The organism is Micromonospora sp. NPDC047187, assembly GCF_040643355.1.
GTDB lineage: Bacteria > Actinomycetota > Actinomycetes > Mycobacteriales > Micromonosporaceae > Micromonospora > Micromonospora salmantinae.
Window position 1 is genome coordinate 38,773 of sequence record NZ_JBEYUF010000015.1, and the last position, 25,223, is coordinate 63,995.

Consider the following 25,223-nt stretch of genomic DNA (forward strand, 5'->3'; position numbering starts at 1 on the left):
CGTCAGCTGGCGGGGTTCAGCGCCGAGGAGGTGATGGCGCCGCCCTCGACGCCCCACTTCTTCAACGCGGTCTGGTACGAGCCGTCAGCGATGACCGCCTGGACGGCCTCCTTGAGCACCTCGGCGAAGGCGCTCTGGTCCTTCTTCACGGCGTAGCCGTACGGGGCGGACTCGTAGATCTCGCCGACCAGCTCCAGCGAGCCGTTGCTCTGCTTCACCGCGTACGCCCCGACCGGCGAGTCGGCCAGCATGGCGTCGTTCTTGCCGCTGAACACGGCGGCCGTGGCGTCGCTCTGCGACTGGTACTGGTCGATGCTGATCGCCGGCTTGCCGCCGGTGGTGCACTTCTTCGACCGGGCGGTGATGTCGTCGACCTGCACGGTGCCGGTCTGCACGGCGATCTTCTTGCCGCAGGCGTTCTCAGTGTCGATCTTGGCCGCGTTGCCGGCCTTGGTCACCCACTGGGTGCCGGCGGAGAAGTAGCTCACCATGTTGACGCTCTTGAGCCGCTCGGCGTTGATCGTGAACGACGACACGCCGACCTCGTACTTGGCGGAGTCGACACCGGGCAGGATCGCGTCGAAGGGCGCCGACTCGTACTCGGCCTTGAGACCGAGCTTCTGCGCCACCGCGTTGAACAGCTCGACGTCGAAACCGACCACCGTCTTGCCGTCGGCGTCGAGGAACTCCGCCGGGGCGTACGTCGAGTCGGTGCCGACCTTGATCACACCGTCGGCCTTGATGGCGTCGGGCACCTTCCCGGCCAGCGCCGAGTCGGCCGCCGCCGTGACGGTCGGACCGGCACCGGGCGAGCCGCTGTTCTCCTTCTCCCCACACGCCGTCAGCGAGAGGGCGATCAGCGCCGCACTGGCGGCACCGAGCGCCGCCCGGCGGGCACCGTTGGTATTGAACATGTCTCTGCACTCCTTGCGTGAGGGGTGTGACGGCCGCTCAGGCCACGCCGAGGTATGCCTCTTTGACCGCCGGGTCGTGCAGCAGCTCGGCGCCGGTTCCGGTCTTGACGATCTTGCCGGTCTCGAGCACGTACGCCCGGTGCGCTCGGGCCAGCGCCTGCTGCGCGTTCTGCTCCACCAGCAGGACCGTGGTGCCCTGCTCGTTGATCTCCTTGATGATGTCGAAGATCTGCTGGATCAGCATCGGCGCCAACCCCATCGAGGGCTCGTCGAGCAACAGCAGCTTGGGCCGGCTCATCAACGCCCTACCGACCGCCAGCATCTGCTGCTCGCCGCCGGAAAGGGTACCTCCGGCCTGCTTACGTCGCTCCGCCAGCCTGGGGAAGAGGTCGAGCACCCGGGCCAGGTCCTCGGCGATCCCGGCGCGGTCGCGCCGGGTGTACGCCCCCATGTCCAGATTCTCGAGCACCGACATGCCGGGGAAGATCCCCCGACCCTCGGGCGCCTGGCAGAGCCCCCGCCGGACCCGCAGATCCGCCCGGAGCTTGGAGATGTCCTCACCCTCGAAGCGGATGCTGCCGGTCGCGATCGGCCGAATCCCGGAGATCGCCCGCATGGTGGTCGACTTCCCGGCGCCGTTGGCGCCGATCAGTGCGACGATCTCACCCTCGGCCACGGTCAGGCTGATGCCGTGCAACGCCTGGATCCGCCCGTAGAGCAGGCTCACATCGTCGATCTCAAGCAACATCGTCCGGCACCCCCAGGTACGCCGCGACCACCTTCGGGTTGTCCCGCACCTCGGCGGGAAGCCCTTCGGCGATCTTCTTTCCGAACTCCAGCACGACGATCCGGTCAGTGACGCCCATGACCAGGCGCATGTCGTGCTCGATCAGCAGCACGGTCACGCCGGTGTCCCGGACCTGCCGGATGAGCTGGAGCAGCTCCTCCTTCTCCGCCGGGTTGAAGCCGGCGGCCGGCTCGTCCAGGCAGAGCAGCACCGGATCGGTGGCCAGCGCCCGGGCGATCTCCAACCGCCGCTGCTCCCCGTAGGAGAGGTTGCGGGCGAACTCGTGCAGCCGGTGCCGGATGCCGACGAACTCCAGCAGCCGCTCGGCCTTCTCCCGTCCCTCACGCTCCTCGCGCCGGTGCCGAGGCAACCGGAACAGAGCGGAGACCACGCTGGTCTTGTGGTGCGCGTCCGCGCCGACCTGGACGTTCTCCAGGGCGGTCATCTCCGGGAACAGGCGGATGTTCTGGAACGTCCGGGCCATACCCATCTGGGTGATCTGGTGGCGCTTCTTCCCGCTGATCTTGCCGCCACGGAACCGGATCTCACCGCTGGTGGGCTGGTAGATGCCGGTCATCGCGTTGAAGCAGGTGGTCTTGCCAGCGCCGTTCGGGCCGATCAGCCCGAGAATCTCCCCCTTGTAGAGGGTGAAGTTGACGTTGTCGAGCGCGACCACGCCGCCGAAGCGCAGCGTGACGTTGTCGACCTCCAGCAGCGGCTCCCGGTTGGGGACCGCCTCCATCGCCGGCGCGCCGGCCTGCGCCGGAACAGCCGGCGTCTGATCGGTGTCACTCACCGACGATCACCTCCTTGCGACGGTCTTTGAACTCCGCCGCCCGTCGTCGGTTCGGAATCAGGCCCTCCGGCCGGAAGATCATCATCACCACGAGGACCAGACCGAAGATCAGGAACCGGTACTCGTACAGCTCCACGCCGAACAACTCGATGCCGCGGAACCGCTCGATCATGTACGCCACCAGGCCACCACCGACGATCGCGCCGACGATGTTGCCCGAACCACCGAAGATCACCGCCGCCAGGATGATGATCGAGTTGAGCAGCTCGAAGTTCTGCGAGTTGACGAAGTTCTGCTTACCCGCGAAGAGCGCGCCGGCCAGACCGGCGATCGCGGCACCCGAGGCGAACGCCCAGAGCTTGAACTTGAACGTCGGCACACCCATCAGCTGCGCGGCGTCCTCGTCCTCCCGGATCGAGATCCAGGCCCGACCGACCCGACTGTGCGTCAGGTTCCGCACACCGATCACCACCAGGATGATCAGCGTGAGCACCAGCCAGTAGTACGGCCGGGCGTCCAGCACGCCGAAGAACGGCTTGCCGTCGGCGTACTTGCCGGGCGGGTGCGGGATCTGGTTGAAACCCCGCTGGCCCTTGAGGAACTCCGAGCTGACCGCGGCGATCCGGATCATCTCGGCGAAGCCGAGCGTCACGATCGCCAGGTAGTCACCGCGCAGACGCAGCGTCGGCGTACCGAGCATCACACCCGAGAGCATGGTCAACCCGATCGCCAGCGGCACCACGAGCAGCCACGGCCAGAGCGTCTTGAGGTTGCTGCTCGGCGAGGTCAACACCGCGACGGTGTACGCGCCGACGGCGAAGAACCCGAAGTAGCCCAGGTCGAGCAGGCCGGCGAAACCGACCACGATGTTCAACCCGACGGCCAGCAGCACGTAGATCGAGACGGTGAACAGCACCTGCGTGAAGTTCGCACCAGGGGTCGGGATCGGCCCGAGATACTGGTAGAACTCCCTGTTCGGCAGCGCGTAGAAGAACGCGATCACCGCGACCAGCAACGCCCAACGCACCCAGCGCGGCGCGCCGCGCCACCGTTCTCCGGCCGCCTCGCGGCCAGAGCGCACCCTCTCCAGGACGGTCGTCATGCCCGTGCCCTCCCCAGCGATTCGCCCAGCAGACCGGTCGGCCGGAACATCAGCAGCACCACCAACACCGCGAAGGCAGCGAAGTCCTTCCACTGACTGCCGAACAGACCGGCGGCGTAGTTCTCCACCACGCCCAGCAGCAGGCCACCGATCAGCGCCCCGCGCAGGTTGCCGATACCACCCAGCACCGCGGCGGTGAAGGCCTTGAGCCCCAGCAGGAAGCCGACGCTGTAGGTCAGGGTCTGGATCCGCACGTCGTAGAGCAGACCGGCCACACCGGCCATGGCACCACCGGTGATGAAGACCATCAGGATGATCCGGTCCTTGTTCACGCCCATCAGCGCGGCGGTGTTGGCGTCCTGGGCCACGGCCCGGATGCCCCGGCCGGTACGGCTGCGGTTGATGAACAGGTCCAGCAGGACCATCATCAGCAGCGCCGCGCCAATCGTCAGCAGCTGGATCGAGTCGATCGGCACGCCGAAGAGGTGGAACAGCGGCTTGCTGCTCACCAGACTGGGCGCGCCCTCCGGCAGTCGGCGGGTCCAGATGCCGAAGGCCTCGGAGATCGCGATCGAGGCGCCGATCGCGGTGATCAGGAAGGCCAGCGGCGGGGCGTTGCGCTTACGCAACGGCCGGTACGCCACCCGCTCGATCACCGTCGCGGTGCCCGCCGAGGCGATGGCGGCGACGATCATCGCCACCAGCAGGTAGAACAGGATCGATCCAACCCCGCTGACCTGTGAGTTCTGGTCGAGTCCAAAGCCGTTCCAGGTCCAGATCGCCGCGAACGCGCCGGCGATGAAGACCTCGGAGTGAGCGAAGTTGATGAGTCTCAGCACGCCGTAGACCAGCGTGTAGCCGAGCGCGACCAGGGCGTAGATCGCGCCCTGGGTCAGGCCGGTCGTGGTGAGTTCCCCGAAGTTGGAGAACAGTCCATTGAAGTCCAAGGGAGGGACGCTCCATCACGTCTGGAGAGAAAATTGGGGTGCGGCCGGGAGCGAGCAGCTCCCGGCCGCACCCGCGATCACAACTCAATCGCCGAAGCAGCGACCAACATCAGGACTTCGGGATCTCCTGGTCCGGGACAACCTTGCCGCCGGTGACCTTGAAGGCCCAGACCTTGACCTGAGCCGGGTCCAGCTCGCCGGTCTCGGTGAACTTGTAGCTCGCCGCGACACCCTCGCCGCTGTAGCCCTTCACGAACTCCAGCAGGCCCTCACGGGTGGTCTTGCCAGCCTTGATACCGGCCAGCAGGATGTTCGCCGCGTCGTAGGCGGTGTCGCTGTAGGTGCCCGGGTCGGTGCCGGTGAGCGCCTTGAACTCCTGCACGAAGGTGCCACGGGCCTCAGCGGCCGGCTGGCACGGGCAGGTGAGGATGGTGCCCTCGGCCGCCGCCTGACCAGCGGAGGTGATGTACGCACCGTCGTTGACGCCGTCGCCGGCGACCAGCGGCGCGGTGACCCCGGCAGCGGTGAGCTGCTTACGGATCAGGCCGGCCTCCTGGTAGTAACCGCCGTAGAAGATCGCCTTCACGTTGGCGGCCTTGACCTTGGTGATCACGCCGGAGAACTCGGTCTGCTTGCCCTCGCCCTGGACCTTGTCCGAGCCGACAACCGCCGAGCCGAGCACCTTCTTGACCTCGTCGGCCAGGCCGGCGCCGTACGCGGACTGGTCGTCGATGACGTAGACCTTGTCGGCCTTCATCACGTTCTTCATGTAGTTGCCGGCCGCCGGGCCCTGGCTGAAGTCGTTGCCGACCGCGCGGAAGAAGGTCTTCCACTTCTGGTCGGCCAGGCTCGGCCGGGTCGCGGACGGGGTGATGGTCACCAGGCCAGCCTCGTTGAACAGCGGGCCGGCAGCCTCGGACTCACCCGAGTAGGCCGGGCCGACGACGCCGAGGATCTTGGTGTCGTCGATCGCCTTCTGCGCCAGACCAGGCGCCTGGTCGGGGCTGCCCTGCGAGTCCAGGGAGGCCAGCTCGACCTTGCAGTCGGCGTTTTCCTTGTTGTACTTGTCGACGGCGAGCTTGACACCGTTGTTCTCGTTGATGCCGAGCGCGGCCGAGCTGCCGGTCAGCGCGCCGAAGAATGCGATCTTGCTGCCGCAGGCGTCACCGCCCCCGCCTGCCGCATCGTCGCCACTGGAGCATGCGGTTCCGCCGGCGACGAGCGCCACCATGGCGACCCCACCGATAACGCGCGCGAGCTTTTGCCTCAAGGCCCGAACCCTCCTCGTCCCATGGTCCGAACCACCCGCTGGCTATTGGCCCTTGCGGGGGCGGACGAACCAGACCGTCGTCGCCGGTCTGGGGCCGGACGTTATCCCACCGTGGAGCTGTGACGTAAGCCCCAAGCGAGCGGGTTGACCGAACCGTTACACGCCGTGGCGGATTCGAAACGATCCCTGTAAGAACCTTCGGTCGTGAAGCCTTTTCACCTTTGTTTCGTCGGCACCGGCCAGCAGGCCTCCGTCAGCTACCGATCGAGGTCTGACACCCCCGCCCACCAGGCACGCGACGTCTTCCCATCGTCGGTCACCAGCAGCAGTCGATCTCCCGTCGAGGTCACCGCGACCGCAGTGTCTCCGCTGTCCGGTACCGGCCGCGGCATGATCATCGCCCGCCACGACTCGCCCATATCGACCGAGAGCCACAGTGCGTGACGGTCCCCGTCCCTCGTCACCGCCACCAACCTCCGCCCGACGGCCACCAGCCCGACCACCGACGCCACACCTGGTCCGGCCGCCCCGAACCCGCCCGCCGGCAGCCAGCCCTGCGTCGTCAGCCGCCAACTGCCGAATCCAGCCCGCACCGGCCCGACCGCCACCGGCACGTCACCAAGCACCGCCACCCGTTGCGCCTGCCCCCGCCCGTCCACCACCGGCAGGGCGGCCCGCCGCCAACTCCGGCCGTCCGCCGAGGACCAGGCCAGCGGCACCAACGCGGTACCCCCCGGCGGCAGCAACGCACCCACCAGCAGCCAGCCCGACGGCACGGCGACCGCGTCGTACGCCGCCGTCCGCCCCCGCTCGTCACCGGCCAACTCTGGTGCGCCCTCCACCAGCGCGAACCCGGCCGCGTCCGGGGAGATCCAGACCGCCGCACCGTCGATCCGACTACCCGCGATCAACCAGCCCCGCGGCCCCGCCGCCAACCGGGCCACATTGACCGCGCGCGGCCCGCCGTACCGCTCGAAGGGCGCATCCACCTCGCGCAACGTGCCGTCCGACGCCTGCCTCCAGGTGCCGGTGCGGGGATTGCCGTGCGCGCCCCCACTCTTCGCCCCGACCACCGCCAGCCGCCCGTCCCGGCAGGCCGCCGCGGAAAGCACGTGCTGCTGGCCGTAGAACGTCACCGGCGCCGTCGGCACCGGCCCCCAGGAACTGGCGTCCGGGCTGCTCCAGGCGGCCGGGCGGGTCTCCCCGGCCAGATCGACCACGCCGCCGACCACGTACCACCGGTCGGCACAGGCGGTGGCGTCGCGCAGCACCGGTCGACCCGGCAGACCCGGCGGGTCCGGCAGGACCACCGACTGCCAGGCCGGCCGGACCGGTGGCGGCTGCTCACAGTCGGGACAGGCCGAGGACTCACAGGCGGCCGCCAGCACGGCGAGAACGCCGAGCACTGCCGTCATCCGCCTCGACACGGGTCGATGCCGATCAGGGAGCCGGCAGAGTCACCTCGCCGCCGGCAGTCTCCGCGAGGATCCGCTCGGCAACCTCTTTCATGGTCATCCGGTGGTCCATCGCCGTGCGCTGGATCCACTTGAACGCCTGCGGCTCGGTCATCCCGTACGTGGTCATCAGCGCGCCCTTGGCGCGCTCCACCGACTTACGGATCTCCAGGCGGTCGGTCAGGCTCGCGACCTCCGCCTCCAGGGCCGCGACCTCCGAGTAACGCGACAGCGCGATCTCCACCGCCGGGACCAGGTCGCTCTTCTGGAAGGGCTTCACCAGGTACGCCATCGCGCCCGCCGCCCGCGCCCGCTCCACCAGGTCACGCTGGCTGAACGCGGTCAGAATGATCACCGGGGCGATCCGGGCACCGGCGATGCGCTCGGCGGCCGCCAGCCCGTCCATGATCGGCATCTTGATGTCGAGGATGACGAGGTCGGGCTTCAGCTCCTCGGCGAGGCGTACGGCTGTCTCGCCGTCACCGGCCTCCCCCACCACCTCGTAACCCTCTTCGACCAGCATCTCGGCGAGGTCCAGCCGGATCAGCGCCTCGTCCTCGGCGATCAGTACGCGCCTACGCTCGGCATCCGTCGGCATCTCAGCCACCAGCCCTACCCCCACCAGTCATAAGCCGACACCAACCCGACCGGGTGTCGCCGCCCTCAGCGTAGTAGGTAACCTATGGGAGGCCACCAGAGCATTCGGCCAAGCGTCCCCGTATTCCAACCGGCAGAGAAGCGGAGCTCAAACCTCCGACAGTGTGGGTTCGAATCCCACCGGGGGCACCAAAATTGTCGTACGGCTGTTCCAAAATCGTGCTGTGCACCCACCTGAACTGCGCCTACGAGCACGGCGGCAGCACCTCGCCGGCAGCACGGTCGCTGAGGTCGCCCGACGACTGAGACTTCCCTATCCAACCGTTCGCGGCTGGTGCAGGGGGCAGGCTGAGCCACAACAGCAGTGCACCGAGTCTCGCTGCTTCCGCTGCCGGCCCAACGTCAACATTCAGACAGACCCGTCGTCATACCTATACCTGCTTGGCCTCTACCTGGGCGACGGTCATCTCGTCACGTCCACCCGGGTCCCGGTGCTTCGCATCGCCTGCAGCGACAGGTGGCCAGGCCTGATCGAGGCCTGTGACGCCGCTATGCGAGCAGTGCTCGCCGCGAGGGTGCAGCGCGTCCAGCAGGTCGGCTGCGTCAGCGTGCAAAGTTCCGGCAAGCACTGGCCGTGCCTGCTCCCTCAGCATGGCCCTGGCAAAAAACACGAACGCCCGATCATCTTGGCCGGCTGGCAGCGCGATCTCGTGACGGCACACCCGGGCGACTTCCTGCGTGGGCTGTTCCACTCCGACGGCTGCCGGTTCGCCAACCGGGTGACGGTGCGTGGCAAGGCGTACGTCTACCCGCGCTACATGTTCGTCAACGAGTCGGCCGACATCATGGGGCTCTGCCAGTGGAGCCTCGACCTGCTCGGCGTCGCCTGGCGGATGAACCGACGCAACTCGTTGTCGGTGGCGCGACGCGACGCCGTCGCCACGCTGGACCGGCACGTCGGCCCCAAGTCCTGACCGGTACCGCGCGGATCACGCCGACCGTGGCAGCCTGGCTGACGCGCGGCCGGATGGCCGGTGGCGGTGGCGGCGACAGGGGTGCGATCTGATGCGGGTGGTTGTCTTCGGTGCGACCGGGATGGTCGGTCAGGGCGTGTTGCGCGAGTGCCTGCTCGCCGATGACGTGCGGGAGGTGCTGACTGTCGGTCGGCGGCCGACTGGTGTGCGGGATCCGAAGCTGCGGGAGCTGACGGTCGCGGACGTGGGCGAGCTGGACGCGGTGCGGGCCGAGTTGACCGGTGTCGACGCGTGTTTCTACTGCCTGGGGGTGTCCTCGTTGGGTCTGGATGAGGCCGCGTACACGCGGGTCAGCTACGACTACCCGATGGCGGCGGCGCGGTTGTTCGCGCAGGTGAGCCCGCAGGTCACCTTCGTCTACGTCTCGGGTCAGGGGACCGATTCGTCGGGTCGGGGTCGGGTGATGTGGGCGCGGGTCAAGGGGCGTGCCGAGAACGCGATCCTGGATCTGCTGCCCAACGGTTTCGCGGCGCGGCCGGGGTTCATCCAGCCGACGTACGGGGCGGTGTCGAAGACGCTGTGGTACCGGTTCGGGTACGCGGTCACCCGTCCACTGTTTCCGGTGCTGCGTCGGTTGCTGCCGAACCAGGTCACCACCACCGACGGGATCGGTCGGGCGATGTTGCGGGTGGCTCGGCAGGGTTCGCCGGTGCGGGTGTTGGGCAACCGCGAGCTGCGCTGAGGGTCAGGTGATCGTGTCGAGGGCGTGGGCGAGGTCGGCGCGGAGGTCTTCGGGGTCTTCGAGGCCGACCGAGAGTCGCAGCAGGGCGGCGGCGGGTTTGGCGTCGCCCTCGACCGGCCGGTGGGTGAGCGAGGCGGGGTGCTGGATGAGGGTGTCGACGCCGCCGAGGGACACCGCGTGGGTGATGAGGCGGCAGGCGCCGGCGACGGCGGCCGCGGCGGGCGCGCCGCCGTGTACCTCGAAGGCGAGCAGGCTGCCGGGTCCGGACATCTGCCGCCCGACCAGCGCCGCCGGGTCGTGCACCGAGGGGTGGTGCACCCGGTGTACGGCGGGGTGGTCGGCGAGCCAGCCGGCGAGTTTTTCGGCGGTGGCCTGTTGGGCACGGACCCGCAGCGGCAGGGTTTGCAGGCCGCGGTGCAGCAGGTAGCCGCCGAGGGGGTGCAGGATCGCGCCGGTGACCGCGCGGACCTGGCGTAGCCGTATGGCCCAGGTGTCGTCGCAGGCGACGACGCCGGCGAGGACGTCGCCGTGTCCGCCGATGCTCTTGGTGGCGCTGTGCAGGACGAGGGTGGCGCCGTGGCGGGCGGGTTGTTGCAGGACGGGGGTGGCGACGGTGTTGTCGACCAGCAGTGGGATGTCGCCGGCCGCGGCGGCGAGGGCGGCGATGTCGACCAGGTCGAGGGTGGGGTTGGCGGGTGTCTCGATGATGACCAGTGCGGTGTCGGGGCGGATGGCGGCGGCGACGTCGTCGGGGCGCGTCCAGGTGACTGTGGTGCCGAGCAGGCCGGTGGCGAGGACGTGGTCGGTGCCGCCGTAGAGGGGTCGGACGGCGACGACGTGCCGGCGGTCGTCGCGGGTGGCGGCGAGCAGTGTGGCGGTGAGGGCTGCCATTCCGCTGGCGAAGGCGACGGCTTGGGCGGTGCCTTCCAGTTCGGCGAGGGCGGTTTCGAAGCGGGCGACGGTGGGGTTCCAGAGCCGTTGGTAGACGGCGCCGCCGTCGGTGGGGAGCGTGCCGCCGGTGGCGAGTTGCTCGTACGCGGCGCCGCCGTCGTCGACGGAGGGCAGTGGGTTGGTGGTCGACAGGTCGATGGGTGGTACGTGCACGCCGAGGGTGCGCAGGTCGTCGCGGCCGGCGTGGACGGCCCGGGTGTCCATCGTTGTCATGGCGGTAGCGTCGAACATCTGGCGACTGATGGGCAATGGTTCGGCAGATGATTCTGTGAGTGGGGTTGGTTTCCGTGTTGGGTTCGGGCGAGGATGGCGCAATGCCCTCTGAGCCGAATGATCTGCGGCCGTATTCGGCCCTGGACGAGGTGGATCGCGCGATCCTGACCGAGCTGGCGGCGGACGGCCGGTTGCCGAACAACGCTCTCGCCGAGCGGGTGGGTGTGGCGCCGTCGACGTGCCTGACGCGTACCCGGGCGCTGCGCGAGCGTGGTGCGATCCGTGGTTTTCACGCCGAGGTGGATCCGGCGGCGCTCGGTCTGCCGTTGCAGGCGTTGGTGTCGGTGCGGTTGACAGCGCACGAGCGGGCGGCGGTGGACGCGTTCCGGGCCCGGTCGGTGCGGCTGCCGGGGGTGGTGTCGGTGTTCCACGTGGCCGGTGCGGAGGACTACGTGCTGCACGTGCGGGCGGCGTCCGGCGACGCGTTGCGGGACTTCGTGCTGGACCATCTGGCGGTGGATCCGGTGGTGCAGCACACGCAGACCAGTCTGATCTTCGAGCAGGCGCGTGGGATGGGGTGAGCGGCGGGTGAGGTGGCCGACGAAAACCCGCATGCTGGAACAAAGCCGGTCGGTGACGGGTTGGCTGACCGTGTGATCACCGTACCGTTGTCTGTTCTTGATCTTGCCCCGGTCGCCAAGGGCACCACCGCCGGCGCGGCGCTGCAGGCCACCACCGAGCTGGCCCGGCGCACCGAGGAGTTGGGCTACCACCGGTTCTGGGTGGCCGAGCACCACAACATGCCGGCGATCGCCAGCTCCGCCCCCGCGGTGCTGCTGGCGCACCTGGCGGCGAACACCTCGACGATCCGGCTGGGGTCGGGCGGGGTGATGTTGCCCAACCACGCGCCGCTGGTGGTGGCCGAGCAGTTCGGCACCCTGGAGGCGCTGCACCCGGGTCGGATCGACCTGGGCATCGGGCGGGCGCCGGGCACCGACCAGGTGACCGCGCTGGCGTTGCGGCGCACCATGGAGGGCCTGTCGGCGGAGGGTTTCCCGCGCGAGCTGACGGACCTGATGAACTACTTCAGCGGGGAGAAGCCGGGGCAGATCATCGCGACGCCGGGCCGCGGTGAGCAGCCGGCCGTGTGGCTGTTGGGCTCCAGCGGTTTCAGCGCCCAGCTCGCCGGTCTGCTCGGTCTGCCGTTCTCCTTCGCGCACCACTTCAGCTCGCAGAACACCCTGCCGGCGTTGGCCCTGTACCGGCAGAACTTCCGGCCGTCGCAGTGGTTGGACAAGCCGTACGCGATGGTGGCGGTCAACGCGGTGTGCGCGGAGACCGACGAGCGGGCCGAATGGTTGGCCGGGCCGAGTGCCCTGTCGTTCCTGAAGTTGCGCTCCGGGCGGCCGGAGCCGCTGTCCACGCCCGACGAGGCGGCGGCCTACCCGTATTCGGAGATCGAGCGGGAGTTCGTCGTGGCGCGCCGTGACGGGCAGGCGATGGGCTCGCCGGAGACGGTGCGTCGGCAGCTGACCGACCTGGTGGAGCGCACCGGCGCGGACGAGCTGATGCTGACCACGCTGGTGTACGACGTGCAGGACCGGGTGCGGTCGTACGAGTTGATCGCCGAGCAGGTGGCGGGCGGTCTGCGCCGGAGCGCGTGAAACACGATCTTCACGTCAGCGTCACCCCGCCGACCCGGACGGTGCCTAATGTTGGTGCCGGTGGTGGTACGGCATTCCCGGTCGGGACGGGTTGGGAATGCCGCGGTGTGGCGCACCGGGCCGGAGCTGAGCGGATTCCGCGGCTGCGGCCCGGTGCCTGCCACCCTAGGCGACCCCGCTCGGGACCGCCAGGGGTTGCATCAACGTAGGTGGATGTCCGGTGTGGGTGGGGTGCCCATTCCGTTGCCGATGAAGAACCCCGGGTGCGGCGGCTGGTTGTAGGCGGTGTTCTGCCACGCGATCGCCACCCGATACTGCGGGTCGTGCATCAGGGTGTAGATCCGGGTGCTGGTCGGGGTGGGTGTGCTGTAGATGCGCAGCGCCCGGCTGTCGGTGGTCCGCCAGATCACCTCCTCGCGCCAGTCGCCCAGGATGTCGCCGGAGAGCGTCGGCGTGGACTTGGTGCCGTTGTTGGACGCCACCTGACTGCCGTCGAGCAGCCGGGTCTCACCGCCGGTGCCGTACTTGTCGATCTTCGTGCCGTCGAGCAGTTCCCGCACCGGGTCGCCGTCCCACCAGGCGAGGAAGTTGGCCGAGGACGGTTTGCGTCCGACGTTCTGCCCCCTGGTGTTGGCCAGCCCGGCGACCGCTGACGACCACGACTCCGCGCCGGGGCTGCCCGCCCAGATGTCTGCGGAGACGCCCCGGCCGTTGTCGCCGGACGCCGGCGTGGACCAGAGGACCTGACCGGTACGGGCGTCGGCGAAGTAGGAACTGGGCTTGCTGGCGTCCTCGTCGACCTTGAACACCTCCAGGCCGGCGCGGCCCGGGTCCAGGTCCCCCACGTGCATGGCGTCGCCGTGGCCGTTGCCAGTCGAGTGGAGCAGGCGGCCGTTGTCGTCGATGGTGGCGGCCCCGTACACGATCTCCTGGCGACCGTCGGCGTCGACGTCGGCCACGGAGAGTTGGTGGTTGCCCTGACCGGCGGCGGCGCCGTTGCCGGAGGAGTTCGAGTCGAACGTCCAGCGCTTGGTCAGAGTGCCGTTGCGGAAGTCCCAGGCGGCGATGACCGCGCGGGTGTAGTAACCCCGGGCCATGATCAGCGAGGGGCGCTGCCCGTCCAGGTACGCGGTGCCGGCGAGGAAACGGTCCACCCGATTGCCGTACGAGTCGCCCCAGGACGACACGGTGCCGCGCGGCGGATCGTAGTTGACTGTGGAGACGATCGCGCCGGTCTGCCCGTTGAACATGGTCAGGTACTCCGGGCCGGAGAGCACGTAACCGCTGGAGTTGCGGTGGTCCGCCGACGACGAGCCGATGAGCTGACCGGTGCCGGAGCGGGTGCCGTCGGCGGTCTTCATCGCCACCTCGGCGCGGCCGTCGCCGTCGTAGTCGTACACCTGGAACTGGGTGTAGTGGGCGCCGGCCCGGATGTTGCGGCCCAGGTCGATCCGCCACAACCGGGTGCCGGTGAGTGTGTACGCGTCGACGTAGACGTTGCCGGTGTAGCCGGACTGGGAGTTGTCCTTGGCGTTCGACGGTTCCCACTTGAGCACGATCTCGTAGTTGCCGTCGCCGTTGAGGTCACCGACGGAGGCGTCGCTGGCGCTGTACGAGTAGCTCTCGCCGCTGGGGGTGCTCCCCCCGGCCGGGACCTGCAACGGCACGTCCAGGTAGCCCGCGCCGAACTGCAACGCCGACGCCGACGCCGCCTGCTCGGTGTCGCCCACCACGGCCCGCACGGTGTACGCCGAGCCGGCCGCCGCGCCGCTGTCGAGGTAGTTGGTGGCGCCGGTGATCGGGCTGGCGTTGACCTTGGTGGATCCCCGGTAGAGGTTGAACGCGACCCCGGAGGTTTCGGTGCCGAGCAGGCGCCAGGAGACCAGGTTGCCGTTGCCGGAGCGGACGCTGATCAGCCCTCGGTCCAGCTTTTCCATCTGTACCACGCCGGTCGACGGCGGCGGCGTGGTCGGAGGTGGCGTGGTGGGTGGCGGGGTGGTGGGTGGCGGGGTGGTCGGCTCGTCGGTGGGTGGCGCTCCGGTGCAGGTGGTGCCGTTGAGCGCGAAGCTGCCCGGCACCGGGTTGCTGCCGGTCCACGAACCGTTGAAGCCGAACGACGCGCTGCCGTTCGTGGCGATGGCGGTGTTGTGGTCGACGTTGCGCGCGGTCACCTGCGCGCCGGTCTGGGTGACGGTGGCGTTCCACGCCTGGGTGACCTGTTGGCCTGCGGCGTACGACCAGGTGACGGTCCACCCGTTGACCGGGTCGCCGAGGTTGGTGACTGTGACGTTGGCGCCGAAGCCGCCCTGCCACTGGTTGGTGATCTGATAGTCGATCCGGCAGCCGACGGCGGCGGCCGAGGCGACGACCGTGCCGAGGGTGCCGGCCACGACGGTGGCCGCCGTCGTGGCGGCGAGCAGGATCAGCCGATGTCTGGACGGGTGCATGCACTGCCTCCGGGGATCCGGTGATGATCGCTTCGACCCACCGGCCCTGCCCGGGAAGCACAGTGGACCCGACCCACCGCGACGGCGGCGGACGGCGATCTGATCGGGGTGAAACGCCCTGGAACTCACGGATCCGACTCACCGCGCATCGTAAGGCAAGCGCTTTCCGCCATGCAACATCGATGGTTGTTACTTCCTTCGGGTCTTGCCCTAGCGATCGATGCCTGATCAACTCGTCGGGGTGAGCGCTCACCACATGGACCCTGACGAGTTCCGTCGAGCAGGCCACGCCGTCGTCGACTGGATCGCCGACTACTGGGCGACAGTGGAGCAACGACCGGTCGCCCCGGCCGACCCCCCGGGCACGGTGGCCGCCGCCCTGCCCCGCGAGCCACCCACCACCGGCGGCGAACCGGTCGAGGCGATCCTCGCCGACCTGGACTCGATCGTCGTACCGGGGCTGACCCACTGGCAGCACCCCGGCTTCTTCGGCTACTTCCCCGGCAACACCTCCGGCCCGAGTGTGCTCGGCGACCTGGTCAGCTCCGGGCTCGGCGTCCAAGGGATGCTCTGGGCCTCCAGTCCGGCCTGCACCGAGCTGGAGACGGTGATGATGGACTGGCTGGCCCACCTGATGGACCTGCCACAGCGGTTCCGCTCCACCGGCGCCGGCGGTGGGGTCATCCAGGACTCGGCCTCCTCGGCGACGCTCGTGGCCACCCTGACCGCACTGCACCGGGCCAGCGGCGGCCGCTGGCGGCACACCGGCATCGACCGGCGTTACCGCGCGTACACCTCCGTCCACGGGCACTCGTCCATCGAGAAGGCGGTACGGATCGCCGGGCTGGGCAGCGACGGAATCCGGTCGATCGAGGTGAGCCCGGACACCCAGGCGATGCTGCCGGGCGCGCTGCGGGCCGCCATCGAGGCCGACCTGGCCGCCGGTGACGTGCCGGCCATCGTGGTGGCGACCATCGGCACCACCTCCACCACCGCCGTCGACCCGCTGCCGGAGATCGGGGCCATCTGCGCCGAGTACGGGATCTGGCTGCACGTGGACGCCGCGTACGCGGGCGCCGCCGCCGTCTGCCCCGAACTGCGCTGGACGCACGCCGGCCTGGAGTACGCCGACTCCTACTGCTTCGACCCGCACAAGTGGCTGCTCACCGGCTTCGACTGCGACGCGTTCTGGGTGGCCGACCGGGCCGAACTGATCGAGGCGCTGACCGTACTGCCGGAGTTCCTGCGCAACGCGGCCTCCGAATCCGGCGCGGTGATCGACTACCGGGACTGGCAGGTGCCGCTGGGCCGGCGGTTCCGGTCCCTCAAGCTGTGGTTCGTGCTGCGCTGGTACGGCGCCGAAGGGCTGCGGGCACACATCCGCTCCGGGGTGGCGCTGGCCGAACGGTTCGCCGAGCGGGTCCGCGCCGACGACCGGTTCGAGTTGGCAGCGGCACACCCGTTCTCACTGGTCTGCTTCCGACTGTGCGCCGACGACGACACCAACGCGGCGTTGCTGGCCTCGGTGAACGCCACCGGACGGGTGCACCTCACGCACACCCGGGTCGCCGGCCGCTACACGCTGCGGCTGGCGGTCGGCTCACCCCAGAGCACCGAAGCGCACATCGACGAAGCCTGGAGCCTGCTCTCCGAGGTGGCCGACACCCTGCTCACGCCCTAACCCGGCATCGGCGGGTGGGCGCAACCGGGGTTCAGCGTGGGGTGGCCGTACCGGTGGTGGCCAGATCGGCCGGCACCTCGCCGGCGGACGCGGCGTCGGACGCCTCGGCGGGCACACCGGCAGCGGCGGCGGGAGCAGCGGCGGCTTCGGCGGCCTCGGCGCGGGCGCGGCGGGTACGGCGTAGGGCGCGTACGGCAAACACCAGGGCGGCCAGCCAGCCGGCGGCGAGCAGGGCGTACAGGGCGGGGCGGGCCGGACCGTCCAGTTCGGCGGAGCGGATCAGGGTGCGGGCGTTGGTCAGCACGATCACGCCGCCGACTGCCGCGCCGAGCAGTTGGGCGGGCACGATTCGGACCAGCCAGGCGGCCAGCGGGGCGGCGATGAGCCCGCCGATGAGCAGTGCGGCGACGGTGGGGAGCAGGAATCCCTCCGAGCCCAGCCCGATCAGGAAGCCGATGCTGGCCGCGCCGGCCACGACGAACTCGGAGGTGTCGACCGAGCCGATCACCTTGCGGGGTTCCATGCGGCCGGAGACCAGCAGCGCGGGGGTGGCCACCGGGCCCCATCCGCCGCCACCGGTCGCGTCGACGAAGCCGGCGACCAGGCCCAGGGGGCCGAGGAAACGACTGCGGAGCCGTCCGCCGACCCGGTCGGTGCGCAGTGGCCTGGCGAAGCGGATCAGGAGGTACGCGCCGAGCGTGAAGAGAATGCCGGCCATCCACGGTGCGGCGGCCTCGGTGGAGATCGAGCTGAGCAGTGTGGCGCCGGCGAAGGCGCCGACAGCGCCGGGTAGGGCGATGCGGGTCACCACCCGCCAGTCGACGTTGCCGAACCGCCAGTGCGCGACCCCGGCGGCGAGCGTGGTGCCGATCTCGGCCAGGTGCACCGATGCCGAGGCGGCGGCCGGGGCGACTCCGGCGACCAGCAGCAGAGTGGACGAGGTCAAGCCGTATGCCATGCCGAGCGAACCATCGATCAGTTGCGCGACGAGCCCGACCAGAGCGAGGACCAACAGCTTGCGCACGAGCGCCCCCAGACTTTTCGGCATCTCCTATCGACTTGGTCGACAATGCGGGATGGGGCAGCCGGGGTCAAGCCCCCGATCGGTGGATGGGACGCGCCGGGCGGTGCGCCGGGTCGGCGGCCCGTGGCGCGAGGCCGGGAACCGAGCGGCGGAACCTAGCCGGCGTGCAGATCCAGGCGAAGAAGGCAGCGACCAGGTGACGTGGAGCCGGGAGGCGAGCCGGCGCTCAGATCCAGGCGCGTGGGTCGGCGGCCAGCTCGGTGACCCGTGCGGGCAGGGTGCCGGCGGCCACGTCGGCGACGCTGACCAGCTCCAGGATCTCCCGCTCGCTTGCCCGTAGCGCGATCCAGACCTCCTGGAGGGCGTGGGCCGGGCCGTGGTAGCCGAGCTGCTCGGGGCGTTGCCCGCGTACGTGGGCGAGAGGCCCGTCGATCACCCGGATGACCTCGGCGAGGGAGATCTCCCCGGCGGGGCGGGCCAGCCAGTAGCCGCCCTCCGGGCCACGCTGAGCGTGCACGATGCCGCCCCGGCGCAGCTGCAGAAGGATGCTCTCCAGGAACTTCGGCGGGATCTCCTGGGCGCGGGCGATCTGGTCGGCCGTCACCGGCCGGCCGCGCCCGGGGCCGCTGGCCGTCGCGGCAAGCTCGGCGGCCGCGCGGAGGGCATAGTCGACCCGAGCGGAGAGGCGCATGTCGGCAAGGTTAGTCGCTGGTCAGCCGGGCGGGCGGGCGACCCTCGGCCGATCGGCCACGCATCGATGGGAAGTAGCGCCGCTGACGCCCGTCCGGGTCGCCAGCCGGGACCGATGAACGGCCGCCGGCAGGGAATGGTGAAGTACGTCATGATCCACCGTACGGTGGCGGCCGAAATGCCGGTCCGGAGCGTCCCTATGCTGGGCGGGAGTACGAATGTCCGGCCGTTTACCCGGCCGCGAGCAACATATTGATAAACACCCGGGTGTGCTCGGGGGGAAGGCAACACGATGACCGATATCGCCACACGCACCTGGGACGGCATGACCATCCCGGTGGCCGGCTCCTATCTTCTCGATCAGGCGCACAAGCGGATCGGTTTCCTGTCCCGGCACATGATGGTGAGCCCGGTGCGCGGCGAGTTCGCCGAGGCCACGGCGGAGATTTTCGTGGCGGAGGACCCGCTGCTGTCCTCGGTGACGGCCACCATCATGTCGGCCAGCATCACCACCGGAAGTGTCGACCGGGACACGCATCTGAAGAGTGCCGACTTCCTCGACGTCGAGCGTTTTCCCACCCTCGAATATCGAAGCACGGGCATTAGGTGGCAGGGCAACGAGGACCCCATATTCCAGTGGGCGCGTCTGCGCAACCACCGGTTGGGCGGACGAGGCCGAAGTCACATTGTTCCGCCGCAGTCCGACGGTATTCCCGGGCGATTCGTTCTTACCGGTGAGTTGACCGTGAAGGGGATCACCCGGGCCGTCGACCTGGAGGTGAATTTTGGTGGCGCTCGTCAGGATCCGTACGGGCAGAACATCTTCGGATTCAGCGCGACGGCCGAGATGAACCGTGAGGACTACGGCCTGCTCTGGAATGTCGTCCTGGAGAGCGGCGGGGTGCTGGTCGGCAAGACGGTGCAGATCGAGATCGCCGGCGAAGCCATCTACCAGCCCTGAACCACGTCATCCCCGCCAGTTGCCTGGCGGGGACGAGCGGCAACGTCAGGCGCCGACGCGGCGCAGCAGACCTTCCTGGACGGCGCTGGCGATCTGCTGGCCGTCAGTGGTGAACATCCGGCCGGTGGCCAGCCCACGCGCGCCGGACGCCGACGGGCTGAGGCAGTCGTAGAGGAACCACTCGTCGGCCCGGAACGGCCTGTGGAACCACAGCGCGTGGTCCAGGCTCGCGCCGACCAACCCGCCCGGCCCCCACACCTCGCCGTGCGCGGAGAGCACCGAGTCCAGCAGGGTGAGGTCCGAGGCGTAGGTGAGCGCGCAGGCGTGCAGCAGGGGGTCGTCGGGCAGTTTGCCGTCGATGCGCATCCAGACGCGCTGGTGCGGGTCGGCGGGCCGGTCGCCGGGGCGGACCCAGCCGGGCTCGCCCACGTAGCGCACGTCGATCGGTCGTGGGATCTGGCCCCAGATGCCCAGCCGCTCCGGGTAGCGGGAGAGCCGGTCGGTCATCGTCGGCACCTCCTGCGGCGGGGGCACGTCCAGCGGGGCCGGGGCCTGGTGGTCCAGCCCCTCCTCGGCCCGCTGGAACGACGCCGACATGAAGAAGATCGGCTTGCCGTGCTGGAGGGCGACCGCGCGGCGGACCGAGAAGGACCGGCCGTCGCGGATGTTCTCCACCTCGTACGCGATCGGTTCGACCGGGTCGCCGGGGCGGACGAAGTAGCCGTGCAGCGAGTGCACGAACCGCTCCGGGTCGACGGTGCGGCCGGCGGCGACCAGGGCCTGACCGGCGACCTGGCCGCCGTACACCCGTTGTGGACCGACCGGGGGGCTCATCCCCCGGAAGGTCATCTCCCCGGTCGGGTCGAGGTCCAGCACTTCCAGCAGCTGGTCCACCGCCGCCTGGCCGACCGCGACCCGACCGTCGCTCACTGCAGGGCCCGCGCCGACGCGGCGTCGACCAGCGAGCCGAGCTGGTGTACGCGCAGCGTGTTGGTCGAGCCGGGGGTGCCGGGCGGGCTACCCGCGACGATCACCACGTAGTCACCGGGGTTGGCCCGGTCGAGGCCGAGCAGCGCCTGGTCGACCTGGCGGAACATGTCGTCGGTGTGCTGCACGAACGGCATCAGGAAGGTCTCCACGCCCCAGGTGAGGGCGAGCTGGTCGCGCACCTCGGGGACCGGCGTGAAGGCCAGCAGCGGCAGGTCGCAGTGCAGGCGGGACAGCCGTCGCACGGTGTCGCCGGTCTGCGAGAAGGCGACGAGCGCCTTGGCGTTGATGGCCCGGGCGATCGACGAGGCGGCGACGGTGAGGGCGCCACCGTGGGTACGCGGGTCGTGCTGCAACCGCGGCACGCCGATGGAACCGGCCTCGGTGGTCGTCACGATCTTGGCCATGGTGCTGACGGTGAGCACCGGGTACTTGCCGACGCTGGTCTCGCCGGAGAGCATCACCGCGTCCGCGCCGTCGAGCACCGCGTTGGCGACGTCGGAGGCCTCCGCCCGGGTGGGGCGGGAGTTCTCGATCATGGAGTCGAGCATCTGGGTGGCCACGATGACGGGCTTGGCGTTCTCCCGGCACAGCTGCACGGCGCGCTTCTGCACCAGCGGGACCTCGTCCAGCGGCATCTCGACGCCGAGGTCGCCGCGGGCGACCATGACGCCGTCGAAGGCCAGCACGATGGCCTCCAGGTGCTCCACCGCCTCCGGCTTCTCGACCTTGGCGAGCACCGGCCGGAACACGCCCTCCTCGGCCATGATGTTGTGGACGAGCTTGATGTCCTCGGCGGAGCGGACGAAGGAGAGCGCGACCAGGTCGACGCCGAGACCCAGGGAGAAGCGCAGGTCCTCGGCGTCCTTGTCCGACATGGCGGGCACGCTGACCGCCACGTTGGGCAGCGACACGCCCTTGTTGTTGGAGACCGGGCCACCCTCGGTGACGAGGCAGCGGATGTCGTTGCCGGTGACGTCGGTGACCTCGACGGCGACCCGGCCGTCGTCGATCAGCAGCCGGTCGCCGGGCTTCACCTCGTGGGGCAGCTTCGTGTAGGTGCAGGAGACCCGCTCCTTGGTGCCGATCACGTCGTCGCCGGTGATCACGACCGAGTCACCGGTGCGCCACTCGTGCGGGCCGTCGGCGAACCGACCGAGCCGGATCTTGGGGCCTTGCAGGTCGGCGAGGACGGCGACCGGCTTACCCGTCGCCTCCGACGCCTCCCGGACCAGTCGGTAGACCGCCTCGTGGTCGGCGTGGCTGCCGTGGCTGAAGTTGAGCCTCGCCACGTTCATGCCGGCCTCGACGAGACCCCGGATGCGCTCCGGGGACGAGGTGGCGGGACCAAGAGTGCAGACGATCTTCGCGCGGCGTGTCACGCCCATCAGGCTAGTCTCTCCTTCAGGTCGGACTCGGGGCCGACCCCTTGCAGGCAGTGGAACAGGTGTCCAACGACGCGCGGTGCGCGTCGGGCCGGCGGGCGGAACCGCACCGGGAACGTTGTGGCGACGGGCATCAGCGACCGCGCGCCGGGAATCGTACGCCTCTGTTGGCGTGCGCTGTCGGGGTGCTCCCGGCGGCGGCTCACCGCGGGCGCTCCGGGGGTGGCAGGGTGGGCACCGCGTGCAGCAGGTAGCGGGGGTCGTAGCGGCGCTTGGCGTGGCGCAGCCGCGCCCAGTTCGCGCCGTAGGCGAGCCGGACCCGGTCGGTCTCCTCCGGGGCGAGCAGGTTGGGGTAACCACCGGGCAGGGCCTGCGGGGCGAGCGCCGCAGAGGTCCGCTCGGCCCACTCGCGGTGCGGACCGGCCTGGTCGCCGGGCGCCCACACCGCGATGATCTCGGCCATCAGGTGATCGGTGCGCAGCCCGAACGCCGTGTCGGCGGGTCGGACCCGGGTGGCCGCGCCGTGGAAGTGGTGCACGGCCAGCGCGGAGAACGGTGAGGTGACCTGCCGGGCCGCGTCGACGAGCGTGTCCACCGCGCCGTCGGTGAGCGTGGGCAACCACCGGGTCCGCAGCAGATAGTGGTTGCCGTCGACCATCCCACCGTCGAACATCCGCAGCGCGTCCGCGTACGGCATCGGGCCGATCTGGTCGACCAGCGGGGTGCCCAGCGCGCGCAGCCGGTCCATCCACGGCGACCCGGCGTCCAGGTCGGGACCGCTGTAGAACGGGCAGACGAAAATCACCGGCTCGCCGGCCGGGCCGGGCAGGAAGCCGGCCATCACGGTCAGCTCGTCCGGCGCCTCGGCGACCAGTGCGCCGTAGCCGCGCAGCACGGCCGGTGCCTCGGAGAGCGCGAACATGATCATGCCGGCCAGCACGCCGGGCAGCCGGTGCGCGCGGAAGCGCAGCTCGGTGACGATGCCGAGGTTGCCACCGCCGCCGCGCAGCGCCCAGTACAGCTCGGCGTCGTGCCGGGGGTCGGCGGTGACCCGGCGGCCGTCGGCGAGAACCACCTCCGCGCCGAGCAGACTGTCCACTGCCAGACCGAACCGGCCGCACAGCGGGCCGTACCCGCCGGCGAGGGTGAGCCCGGCCATCCCCACGGCGCCGACCACGCCGGTGGGGACCACCAGGTCGTACGGGCGGGCGGCGGCGAGCAGCTCGGCCGCCGTGGTGCCGCCGCCGATGGTCACCGAGGCCGCGTCCGGATCGACCCGAACGGCGCGCAGCCCGGTCAGGTCGAGCGCCAGAGCGCCGTCGCGCAGCGCCCGACCGGCCCAGTCGTGCCCTCCGGAGCGGACCGAGAGGGGCAGGTGGCACCGGTTGGCGATGCGGACCGCCTCGGCCACCTCGTCGGAATCCTGGCACCTGGCGACCAGCGCGGGCGTGCGCGCCACAGCGCCGTTCCAGAGCCGGGTGGTGGTGGCGTAACCCGGATCGCCCGGCTCGTGCAGCCGGTCGCCGAGCAGGGCACGCAGTCGGGCGGCGGCGGAGGCGACATCGGGGGTGGCGGCGGAGAGCATGGCGACTCCTCGACCGGGGCCGACCCACGACACCGGGTACGCCCCGGCGGCGGCCCGCGCTGGGCGCGACCGTAACACCGGCAGGCGGGCGAGCGCCGTCATCATCACGACAGCCACCGATGGACCGGCGGCTCAGCTGCCCGCCTTGACCAGCGGGAACTCCAGGGAACCGGCCGGGCAGAGGAAGGTCAGCACCTCCACCCGGTAGAGCCCGGCCTGCACCGCCGGGTCGGCCTCCAGGACGCTGCGGACATCGTCGACGCTGCCGGTGCGGGCCAGCCCGAAGCCGATCGGCGGATCCGGCTCGCGCGCCGGCCCGTCCACCGAGCCGGCGACCAGGACGATGCGGCGTCGCTGCAACGCCTGCATGTGTTCGGCGTGCTCGGCCTGCAACCGCTGCACGGTCTCCGCGGGCAGGGCCCGCCCGGCCGCGCCGGGATAGATCACGATGCACTCGTACGTGTCGAGCGCGAAGTTGACCTGTGGCACTCCCATGGGTGCTCCCTCCGCCGTCGCGCCGGAACGCACCGGCTCCGGCCAGCGTCGCACGGACACCCCGGTCGTACCGGGCGCTTCCCGGCAACTCGGTTCGGCGCGCTGACGGCGTGTCCGCGCCCACACTCGGCCGACCGGCGGCATGGCGGCGAGGTTCCGGGGGATGATCCATCGGTGGCGGGTGGGCTCTTCACGCCCGCGCTGTCCACGCTCGCCACGACGAGACGATTGGGGATCGGGCAATGGCGACAAATATCAGTGAGCAGCCCGCGAAGGCGTCCGGCACGTACCGGATCGGCGGCGACGTCACGGTCAACCGGCTCGGCTACGGGGCAATGCAGATCACCGGCCCGGGTGTCTGGGGTGACCCGAAGGACCCGGCCGAGGCGGTTCGCGTGCTGCGCCGTGCGGTCGAGCTGGGCGTGACGTTCATCGACACGGCCGACTCGTACGGGCCGTTCGTGTCGGAGTTGCTGATCCGGGAGGCGCTGCACCCGTACGCCGACGACCTGGTGATCGCGACCAAGGCCGGGCTGAGCCGCTCCGGCCCCGGCGACTGGCGGGCGCTGGGCCGCCCGGAGTACCTGCGCCAGCAGTGCGAGCTGAGCCTGCGTCACCTCGGCCTGGACAGCATCCCGCTGTACCAGCTGCACCGGATCGACCCGTTGGTGCCGCTCGCCGACCAGCTCGGTGAGCTGGCCCTGCTGCGGGAGGAAGGCAAGATCCAGCACATCGGGCTGTCCGAGGTGAGCGTCGCGCAGATCGGGGAGTCCCGGGCGATCACCACGATCGCGTCGGTGCAGAACCTGTACAACCTCGCCAACCGCAGCGCCGAGGACGTGCTGGAGTTCTGCGAGCGCAACGACCTCGCGTTCATCCCGTGGTTCCCGATCGCCACCGGTGAGCTGGCCCGCCCGGGTGGCCCGCTGGACGCCATCTCCACCGCGCACGGCGCGTCACCCGCGCAGCTCGCGTTGGCCTGGCTGCTGCGCCGCTCGCCGGTGATGCTGCCGATCCCTGGCACGTCCTCGGTGGCGCACCTGGAGGAGAACGTCGGCGCGGCCGACGTGCGGCTCACCGACGACGAGTTCGAGGCGCTCGCCAAGGCGAGCTGACCCACCGCTCCGGACGCCGTCGGGTCATCCGGCGGCGTCCGGGCCGGGCTCCGAACCCCGCTCCGGACCGGGCTCCCGGGCGGCGCGTAGCGCCTCGGTCGCCTGGGCCAGCAGGCGAGCGGAGTCGGTCCGACCGCTCACCTGCAACTCCACCTCGGTGTCCCCGGTCTGGATCCGGATGCTGGCCTCGGTGCGCTGTTGGTCCACCCAGGACTGCAAGAGGTTGAACAGCCCCGGGAGCAGCCCCTGGGCCAGCACCGCGATGATCACTGCGTCGCTGAAGCCCGGCCGGCCACCGCCGCCGCCGGCCGGACGGACTCCCGGCCGGTACTCGGGGCGGCGGTGGATCCAGGTCAGCAGGTCGACCGACGGAGGCTGCCGCTGCCGGGGGTTGATGGTCAGCCGGACGGGCAGCCGGGCTGCGGTGTCGCTGTCGGTCACT

Annotated in this window: 24 protein-coding genes and 1 tRNA gene; 8 read left to right on the forward strand and 17 right to left on the reverse strand. The window is 70.3% G+C overall.

The features are described 5' to 3' along the window. Nucleotides 1–2: 2 nt before the first annotated feature. The 8 genes from ABZ794_RS22470 to ABZ794_RS22505 all read right to left on the reverse strand — a co-directional run bounded on the left by ABZ794_RS22470 (nt 3) and on the right by ABZ794_RS22505 (nt 7,877). Nucleotides 3–914, reverse strand: coding sequence for an ABC transporter substrate-binding protein (locus ABZ794_RS22470; protein WP_210785914.1), 912 nt, complete (start codon nt 912–914; stop codon nt 3–5). A gap of 37 nt (nt 915–951) precedes the next feature. Continuing rightward, entirely contained in the window at nt 952–1,662 is a 711-nt protein-coding gene (locus ABZ794_RS22475) for an ABC transporter ATP-binding protein (RefSeq protein ID WP_091407914.1), read from the reverse strand. Further along, complete coding sequence (locus ABZ794_RS22480) at nt 1,652–2,443, reverse strand: ABC transporter ATP-binding protein (protein WP_210785926.1); 792 nt, start codon at nt 2,441–2,443, stop codon at nt 1,652–1,654. Before ABZ794_RS22480 ends, ABZ794_RS22475 begins: the two co-directional genes overlap by 11 nt. A 46-nt stretch (nt 2,444–2,489) precedes the next feature. After that, the gene (locus ABZ794_RS22485) at nt 2,490–3,599 is read right to left on the reverse strand and encodes a branched-chain amino acid ABC transporter permease (RefSeq protein ID WP_091407909.1); all 1,110 of its coding nucleotides are present in this window, start codon (nt 3,597–3,599) and stop codon (nt 2,490–2,492) included. After that, entirely contained in the window at nt 3,596–4,546 is a 951-nt protein-coding gene (locus ABZ794_RS22490) for a branched-chain amino acid ABC transporter permease (RefSeq protein ID WP_210785915.1), read from the reverse strand. Before ABZ794_RS22490 ends, ABZ794_RS22485 begins: the two co-directional genes overlap by 4 nt. 109 nt (nt 4,547–4,655) lie before the next feature. Further along, the gene (locus tag ABZ794_RS22495; RefSeq protein WP_210785916.1) at nt 4,656–5,816 is read right to left on the reverse strand and encodes a branched-chain amino acid ABC transporter substrate-binding protein; all 1,161 of its coding nucleotides are present in this window, start codon (nt 5,814–5,816) and stop codon (nt 4,656–4,658) included. Between the two features lie 257 nt (nt 5,817–6,073). Continuing rightward, complete coding sequence (locus ABZ794_RS22500) at nt 6,074–7,243, reverse strand: hypothetical protein (protein WP_357517370.1); 1,170 nt, start codon at nt 7,241–7,243, stop codon at nt 6,074–6,076. 13 nt (nt 7,244–7,256) lie between these two features. Beyond that, nucleotides 7,257–7,877 (reverse strand): response regulator, encoded by a 621-nt coding sequence (locus tag ABZ794_RS22505; RefSeq protein WP_112582684.1) that lies wholly within the window; start codon nt 7,875–7,877, stop codon nt 7,257–7,259. 105 nt (nt 7,878–7,982) lie between these two features. On the opposite strand from ABZ794_RS22505, the gene ABZ794_RS22510 reads away from it, so the two are divergent. The 3 genes from ABZ794_RS22510 (at nt 7,983) to ABZ794_RS22520 (ending at nt 9,583) form a co-directional block, all read left to right on the forward strand. Beyond that, nucleotides 7,983–8,059: transfer RNA gene (locus tag ABZ794_RS22510), tRNA-Leu, on the forward strand. A 518-nt stretch (nt 8,060–8,577) separates the two neighbouring features. Beyond that, on the forward strand, nt 8,578–8,841 hold the full coding sequence (locus tag ABZ794_RS22515) for a hypothetical protein (RefSeq protein ID WP_238688135.1): 264 nt from the start codon (nt 8,578–8,580) through the stop codon (nt 8,839–8,841). A gap of 91 nt (nt 8,842–8,932) precedes the next feature. Further along, entirely contained in the window at nt 8,933–9,583 is a 651-nt protein-coding gene (locus ABZ794_RS22520; RefSeq protein WP_210785918.1) for an NAD-dependent epimerase/dehydratase family protein, read from the forward strand. A gap of 3 nt (nt 9,584–9,586) precedes the next feature. Here the strand turns inward: ABZ794_RS22520 and ABZ794_RS22525 are convergent, their stop codons facing one another. Continuing rightward, nucleotides 9,587–10,765: an aminotransferase class I/II-fold pyridoxal phosphate-dependent enzyme gene (locus ABZ794_RS22525; protein WP_357517373.1), complete on the reverse strand. Its 1,179-nt coding sequence runs from the start codon at nt 10,763–10,765 to the stop codon at nt 9,587–9,589. 83 nt (nt 10,766–10,848) lie between these two features. On the opposite strand from ABZ794_RS22525, the gene ABZ794_RS22530 reads away from it, so the two are divergent. Further along, a complete protein-coding gene (locus ABZ794_RS22530) occupies nt 10,849–11,328 on the forward strand; it encodes an Lrp/AsnC family transcriptional regulator (protein ID WP_210785920.1) in 480 nt (159 codons plus the stop codon). Between the two features lie 72 nt (nt 11,329–11,400). Then, complete coding sequence (locus ABZ794_RS22535) at nt 11,401–12,411, forward strand: LLM class flavin-dependent oxidoreductase (RefSeq protein ID WP_181545351.1); 1,011 nt, start codon at nt 11,401–11,403, stop codon at nt 12,409–12,411. 200 nt (nt 12,412–12,611) lie between these two features. Here ABZ794_RS22535 and ABZ794_RS22540 read toward each other — a convergent pair whose 3' ends face one another. After that, a complete protein-coding gene (locus ABZ794_RS22540) occupies nt 12,612–14,858 on the reverse strand; it encodes a cellulose binding domain-containing protein (protein ID WP_357517375.1) in 2,247 nt (748 codons plus the stop codon). A 220-nt stretch (nt 14,859–15,078) separates the two neighbouring features. Between ABZ794_RS22540 and ABZ794_RS22545 the strand changes: the two genes are divergently transcribed. After that, on the forward strand, nt 15,079–16,539 hold the full coding sequence (locus ABZ794_RS22545) for a pyridoxal-dependent decarboxylase (protein ID WP_357517377.1): 1,461 nt from the start codon (nt 15,079–15,081) through the stop codon (nt 16,537–16,539). Nucleotides 16,540–16,570: 31 nt separating this feature from the next. Here the strand turns inward: ABZ794_RS22545 and ABZ794_RS22550 are convergent, their stop codons facing one another. Continuing rightward, the gene (locus ABZ794_RS22550) at nt 16,571–17,563 is read right to left on the reverse strand and encodes a sulfite exporter TauE/SafE family protein (RefSeq protein WP_357517441.1); all 993 of its coding nucleotides are present in this window, start codon (nt 17,561–17,563) and stop codon (nt 16,571–16,573) included. Nucleotides 17,564–17,789: 226 nt separating this feature from the next. Continuing rightward, nucleotides 17,790–18,254, reverse strand: coding sequence for an Rrf2 family transcriptional regulator (locus ABZ794_RS22555; RefSeq protein WP_210786214.1), 465 nt, complete (start codon nt 18,252–18,254; stop codon nt 17,790–17,792). Nucleotides 18,255–18,545: 291 nt separating this feature from the next. Here ABZ794_RS22555 and ABZ794_RS22560 point away from each other — a divergent pair, with 291 nt between their 5' ends. Beyond that, nucleotides 18,546–19,214: a YceI family protein gene (locus tag ABZ794_RS22560; protein WP_210786215.1), complete on the forward strand. Its 669-nt coding sequence runs from the start codon at nt 18,546–18,548 to the stop codon at nt 19,212–19,214. A 45-nt stretch (nt 19,215–19,259) separates the two neighbouring features. Here the strand turns inward: ABZ794_RS22560 and ABZ794_RS22565 are convergent, their stop codons facing one another. From ABZ794_RS22565 to ABZ794_RS22580, 4 genes are all read right to left on the reverse strand, one after another. After that, nucleotides 19,260–20,144: an acyl-CoA thioesterase II gene (locus tag ABZ794_RS22565; RefSeq protein ID WP_210786216.1), complete on the reverse strand. Its 885-nt coding sequence runs from the start codon at nt 20,142–20,144 to the stop codon at nt 19,260–19,262. Continuing rightward, nucleotides 20,141–21,589 (reverse strand): pyruvate kinase, encoded by a 1,449-nt coding sequence (pyk, locus tag ABZ794_RS22570; RefSeq protein ID WP_210786217.1) that lies wholly within the window; start codon nt 21,587–21,589, stop codon nt 20,141–20,143. Before pyk ends, ABZ794_RS22565 begins: the two co-directional genes overlap by 4 nt. A gap of 199 nt (nt 21,590–21,788) precedes the next feature. Then, nucleotides 21,789–23,171 carry an FAD-binding protein gene (locus tag ABZ794_RS22575; protein WP_357517381.1) on the reverse strand — a complete coding sequence of 461 codons (1,383 nt, stop codon included), beginning with the start codon at nt 23,169–23,171 and terminating at the stop codon, nt 21,789–21,791. 132 nt (nt 23,172–23,303) lie between these two features. Continuing rightward, nucleotides 23,304–23,666 carry a YciI family protein gene (locus ABZ794_RS22580; protein WP_357517383.1) on the reverse strand — a complete coding sequence of 121 codons (363 nt, stop codon included), beginning with the start codon at nt 23,664–23,666 and terminating at the stop codon, nt 23,304–23,306. Nucleotides 23,667–23,908: 242 nt separating this feature from the next. On the opposite strand from ABZ794_RS22580, the gene ABZ794_RS22585 reads away from it, so the two are divergent. After that, entirely contained in the window at nt 23,909–24,781 is an 873-nt protein-coding gene (locus ABZ794_RS22585; protein WP_357517385.1) for an aldo/keto reductase, read from the forward strand. A 24-nt stretch (nt 24,782–24,805) separates the two neighbouring features. Here the strand turns inward: ABZ794_RS22585 and ABZ794_RS22590 are convergent, their stop codons facing one another. Next, entirely contained in the window at nt 24,806–25,222 is a 417-nt protein-coding gene (locus tag ABZ794_RS22590; protein ID WP_210786220.1) for a hypothetical protein, read from the reverse strand. Nucleotide 25,223 lies beyond the last annotated feature (1 nt).

Coding starts and splice junctions, on each gene's coding strand:
- ABZ794_RS22470 (WP_210785914.1), bottom strand. CDS start 914: ATGTTCAATACCAACGGTGCCCGCCGGGCGGCGCTCGGTGCCGCCAGT.
- ABZ794_RS22475 (WP_091407914.1), bottom strand. CDS start 1,662: ATGTTGCTTGAGATCGACGATGTGAGCCTGCTCTACGGGCGGATCCAG.
- ABZ794_RS22480 (WP_210785926.1), bottom strand. CDS start 2,443: ATGGAGGCGGTCCCCAACCGGGAGCCGCTGCTGGAGGTCGACAACGTC.
- ABZ794_RS22485 (WP_091407909.1), bottom strand. CDS start 3,599: ATGACGACCGTCCTGGAGAGGGTGCGCTCTGGCCGCGAGGCGGCCGGA.
- ABZ794_RS22520 (WP_210785918.1), top strand. CDS start 8,933: ATGCGGGTGGTTGTCTTCGGTGCGACCGGGATGGTCGGTCAGGGCGTG.
- ABZ794_RS22525 (WP_357517373.1), bottom strand. CDS start 10,765: ATGTTCGACGCTACCGCCATGACAACGATGGACACCCGGGCCGTCCAC.
- ABZ794_RS22530 (WP_210785920.1), top strand. CDS start 10,849: ATGCCCTCTGAGCCGAATGATCTGCGGCCGTATTCGGCCCTGGACGAG.
- ABZ794_RS22540 (WP_357517375.1), bottom strand. CDS start 14,858: ATGCACCCGTCCAGACATCGGCTGATCCTGCTCGCCGCCACGACGGCG.
- ABZ794_RS22545 (WP_357517377.1), top strand. CDS start 15,079: ATGCCTGATCAACTCGTCGGGGTGAGCGCTCACCACATGGACCCTGAC.
- ABZ794_RS22555 (WP_210786214.1), bottom strand. CDS start 18,254: ATGCGCCTCTCCGCTCGGGTCGACTATGCCCTCCGCGCGGCCGCCGAG.
- ABZ794_RS22560 (WP_210786215.1), top strand. CDS start 18,546: ATGACCGATATCGCCACACGCACCTGGGACGGCATGACCATCCCGGTG.
- pyk (WP_210786217.1), bottom strand. CDS start 21,589: ATGGGCGTGACACGCCGCGCGAAGATCGTCTGCACTCTTGGTCCCGCC.
- ABZ794_RS22575 (WP_357517381.1), bottom strand. CDS start 23,171: ATGCTCTCCGCCGCCACCCCCGATGTCGCCTCCGCCGCCGCCCGACTG.
- ABZ794_RS22580 (WP_357517383.1), bottom strand. CDS start 23,666: ATGGGAGTGCCACAGGTCAACTTCGCGCTCGACACGTACGAGTGCATC.
- ABZ794_RS22585 (WP_357517385.1), top strand. CDS start 23,909: ATGGCGACAAATATCAGTGAGCAGCCCGCGAAGGCGTCCGGCACGTAC.